The 3,507-nt window shown below is 51.1% G+C and carries 4 protein-coding genes and 1 pseudogene; 3 read left to right on the top strand and 2 right to left on the bottom strand.

Annotated elements, in window-relative coordinates; genetic code table 11:
- Positions 1–365 (bottom strand): helix-turn-helix domain-containing protein (locus MKMG_RS11035; protein ID WP_165077978.1); only part of this gene is annotated, 365 nt, incomplete at its 3' end.
- Between the two features lie 310 nt (positions 366–675).
- On the opposite strand from MKMG_RS11035, the pseudogene MKMG_RS11030 reads away from it, so the two are divergent.
- From MKMG_RS11030 to MKMG_RS11020, 3 genes and pseudogenes are all read left to right on the top strand, one after another.
- A pseudogene (locus MKMG_RS11030) lies at positions 676–1,032 on the top strand (DNA alkylation repair protein); the annotation flags it as partial.
- A 50-nt stretch (positions 1,033–1,082) separates the two neighbouring features.
- The gene (locus MKMG_RS11025; RefSeq protein ID WP_165077976.1) at positions 1,083–1,682 is read left to right on the top strand and encodes a YIP1 family protein; all 600 of its coding nucleotides are present in this window, start codon (positions 1,083–1,085) and stop codon (positions 1,680–1,682) included.
- 225 nt (positions 1,683–1,907) lie between these two features.
- Complete coding sequence (locus MKMG_RS11020) at positions 1,908–2,540, top strand: TetR/AcrR family transcriptional regulator (protein WP_165077974.1); 633 nt, start codon at positions 1,908–1,910, stop codon at positions 2,538–2,540.
- On the opposite strand, the gene MKMG_RS11015 is transcribed toward MKMG_RS11020, so the two are convergent.
- Positions 2,518–3,324 carry a methyltransferase domain-containing protein gene (locus MKMG_RS11015; protein ID WP_165077972.1) on the bottom strand — a complete coding sequence of 269 codons (807 nt, stop codon included), beginning with the start codon at positions 3,322–3,324 and terminating at the stop codon, positions 2,518–2,520. The genes MKMG_RS11020 and MKMG_RS11015 overlap by 23 nt on opposite strands.
- Positions 3,325–3,507: the final 183 nt, after the last annotated feature.

The following is a 3,507-nucleotide window of genomic DNA, read 5'->3' as shown; positions in this document are numbered from 1 at the left end:
TCAACTTTAAATTCATCAAAAATTAAGTTTCTGACCTCATTAGTAGTCCAATTGTCCTGATCTTTAAGCGTCATTTCCAATTGTTCTTTTTGTTTATCTGAAAGTTTCGAGGGTTTTCCACCGGCATATTTTGGAATTAAACCCTCGTAGCCAAATTCATTCCACCTTCTTTGCCAGATATAAGCTGTATTATGTGAAACACACACTAATTGGGCTGCTTTTTCGACACTATAGCCCTCATATCGATATTTTATGAAATATAATCTTTTCAATACCTTCGTATCTTTTTCTAGGGATTTTATTCGAAGACTGATGTCTTCAGATGTTAGGTGCCTTTCAATAAGGATCTGCACTGGCCTGGGCATAGCCAATGTTCGACGGGGTTATTAATAAAAGTATGGTGTGGGACTATAAATAAGTTTCTGAAGTCCGATTTTCCCGAATATTTGGTTCTGCCATGCTACGTCAGAAATGCAATTACATGCTTCGTTGAATCGTTCCATTGTTTTTAACAAAGCATTGTGTTGTTCCTGGTCTGAAAGGAGTTTGACCTTCACAGTTAGTAGCACAGATACAGAGTCACTGGCCCTGTATATGCATATACCTTTCTGACGGCATTCCTCCAACGACTAAAGTCGTGGGCTTCCTGCCTGATTTCTTCGTGATGATCTCTGCACAAGGCCCGTCGGCTCGTATTTCCTCAGTCACCCGGATGCGGCAGACCGTACCCTGGAGTGGGCAAAAGATTCAAACCGCTGGGTTCGCCGGGGGGCTGCCGTCTCCCTCATTGTTCCCGTAAAAACGGGCATCCACACCAAACTGGCATTCAGCATCGCAGAAGAGATGCTGGAAGACACTGACCCGATGGTGCAGAAAGGGTATGGCTGGCTCTTGAAAGTCGCCAGTGCAGATCACCCGGACGAGGTCTTTGCATTCCTGAAGGCACATGCAGACCGAATGCCGCGAACCACATTCCGCTATGCCCTTGAGAAGATGCCGGAGGAGCAGAGGCAGGAGGCGATGAGGTGGTGAATACTTTTATCAGAAATAAATTAAAACACATCAGCAGGTGAACAATTACCATGTCAACAGGATTCATCGATAACGTAAAAGGATTCCTTCTCGATCCGACACAGACACTGATTGCACACAGAGATGAGAGCCTCGGAGACACATTGCGGTATTTCATTATCTTCCTTGTGATCTACGGAGTACTGACCGGAATTATGCTCGGACTGTTTATGGGCGTGGTCGGAGGAATGGCCGGTGCTGAAGCCGGACTGGGGGCCCTCGGGGTGGGCGGCCTCGCCGCATTAGGTACCCTTGGGATGGTCATTGCGTCCATCATATTCATCATCATCTTCGGTGTCATCGCACTCTTCATCGCAGGTATCATTCTCCACATCTTCGTCTATATCGCAGGCGGAAGGAAGGGACTCGCCACCACCATGCGGACCATCATCTACTCCCTCACCCCGAACCTGATCTTCGGCTGGATTCCCATGATCGGCATCCTCGCAGGGTTCTGGTCACTTGCTCTTGAAATTCTTGCAATAAAAGAACTGCACGAGATATCCACCACACGGGCCTTCATCGCGGTCTTTTTACCGGCAATACTTATGGCTGTGCTTGCCTTCTTCGTCCTTGCAGCACTCGCGGCTGCAACCACGATCGCCGCGTAGTATTTAAGAGAAAAAAAAGGATGAGGCCAAAACCTCAGCCCATATTACCTGTTTTTCTAAATTTACAGTTCAGCTCTACCCCGGTCTCAGGCATCTGCACGGTGTGTACGCCCCTGCCGGGGAGATGTGCATACCACCTGTCCAGAAGAGAGGGCGACCCCACAAATAATGAATGGTCATTCATTATTTCCTTTTCAACGGCTAATGGGTATGCAGGAAGTGCAGATGCCAAAAGTGATACCCGCATATAAAGAAGAGGTCCGCCGGAAGATTCTCCGGGCCGCCTACCTTGAGGCAAAGGAGAAAGGACACCACTCTCTCAGGATGGAGGATATCGCCGCCCGTCTGGGAATCTCAAAGGGGACGATATACCTCTACTTTACAAACAAGCATGAACTCTCCCGTGAAGTGATCCAGTGCATCATCCGGCGGTTCAGTGAGGCCATCGCCCGGACGCCGGATGAAGACCTCCATACCACCATCAGCAATATCTACGAAAACACCGTGCACCCCGGCATCTTCGGAAAAGGAGATGTAATGTTTGACTTCTTCCCGCTTGCTGCCCGCGACCCGGAGGTGAAAAAAAAGGTTACCACCATACGAAAAGAGGTGGGCAGCGCCATCGAATCATTCATCCGCGATCAGCAGAAACGGGGAACCATTGACCCGGCACTGGACACGGCCCGCTCCGCCCTGATGGTTCAGGCAGCCTCTCTTGGTGTGCAGAAACTTGCTGCAACGGGTGTTGAAGAGCCGGAGATCCGTGAGATCTGGGAGGGGGCAGTCTTTCGCATACTCGGCATCAGTCATGCTGAACCGGATGTTCCCGCCCCGTTCATTTCACCGCAGTTGCCTTGAAGAACGAATAGTAGAGGGTGCCATCCGGCTCCTTCGTCCGCCGGAGTGCGGCAATCCCTGCATCCCAGCGAACGGAATCAGAGATGCCTGCCCGGAATGCCGCCTCCCGTGAGGCCTCCACCATCGCGATGAATATTTTTTCGGTAAACCCTTCCACCAGTTCCGGGTGGCCCGCGTCCACGTATACGGGTGCCGGTGTCACGCTGACCTCTGAAAATCCGGCAGCCGTGAGAAGAGGGTAGAGACGCCGCCCGATATTCCCGTCACCTCCGCCACGCTGCTGGAGTTCAATCAGGCAGTCCACCACATGCCGGGCGTCCGGGCTCTCGGGATGAAAGATGGCAGAGCCGTGATCCCCTTCAATGACCGTCACCGACCCGCCCGGCCGGAGGGCACGACAGAGGTTTGCAAGCGCTGCCTCCGGTTCCGGGATATGCTCCAGCACAAAACAGACGAAGATATGGTCCGCACTCTCCGGCGGCAGGTCAGTTGTTGCAAGATCGGCGTGACGGAAGGTGACATTGGTATATCCAAAGGATTTCACCCGCTCCTCGGCCTGTGCCAGATAGGTCTCTGATATATCCACCGAGAGAATATCCGACCCCGGAAACCGGCGGGCAAGAATCACCGTCTGGGCGCCGACACCACATCCGGCCTCCAGGATCTGCGTGCCTGCGGGAAAATCCTCATCTGCATGGAGAATCTCTTCCAGTGCCTCTGATTGTTTAACGAGCCTTTCAGAGTCATCTTTCCCATATCCATGGACATACTGGTGCTTTGTCATACCGGGCCTGCTCCTGATACTACTATTCCTTCTTCATCTTTCAATCTTCCGAGAGATCCGCCGGTTCACAGAATATCTATTTACCCCAAACTCCGGTTGAAAATTAGGGCTCACATTCCAATTCTCTAAGAATTTAGCTACATTGCCAATATGAAAGCTATAGCACCCAAAGATCTATATGCA

It is taken from the genome of Methanogenium sp. MK-MG (genome assembly GCF_009914725.1).
Classification (GTDB): domain Archaea; phylum Halobacteriota; class Methanomicrobia; order Methanomicrobiales; family Methanomicrobiaceae; genus Methanogenium.
Note: the sequence above shows the minus strand (reverse complement) of the source record. Positions and strands in the feature narration are given on the sequence as shown.

Bases quoted from the DNA above. Each gene is read 5' to 3' on its own strand.
- MKMG_RS11015 (WP_165077972.1), bottom strand. From the start codon at position 3,324: ATGACAAAGCACCAGTATGTCCATGGATATGGGAAAGATGACTCTGAA.
- MKMG_RS11025 (WP_165077976.1), top strand. From the start codon at position 1,083: ATGTCAACAGGATTCATCGATAACGTAAAAGGATTCCTTCTCGATCCG.
- MKMG_RS11020 (WP_165077974.1), top strand. From the start codon at position 1,908: ATGCCAAAAGTGATACCCGCATATAAAGAAGAGGTCCGCCGGAAGATT.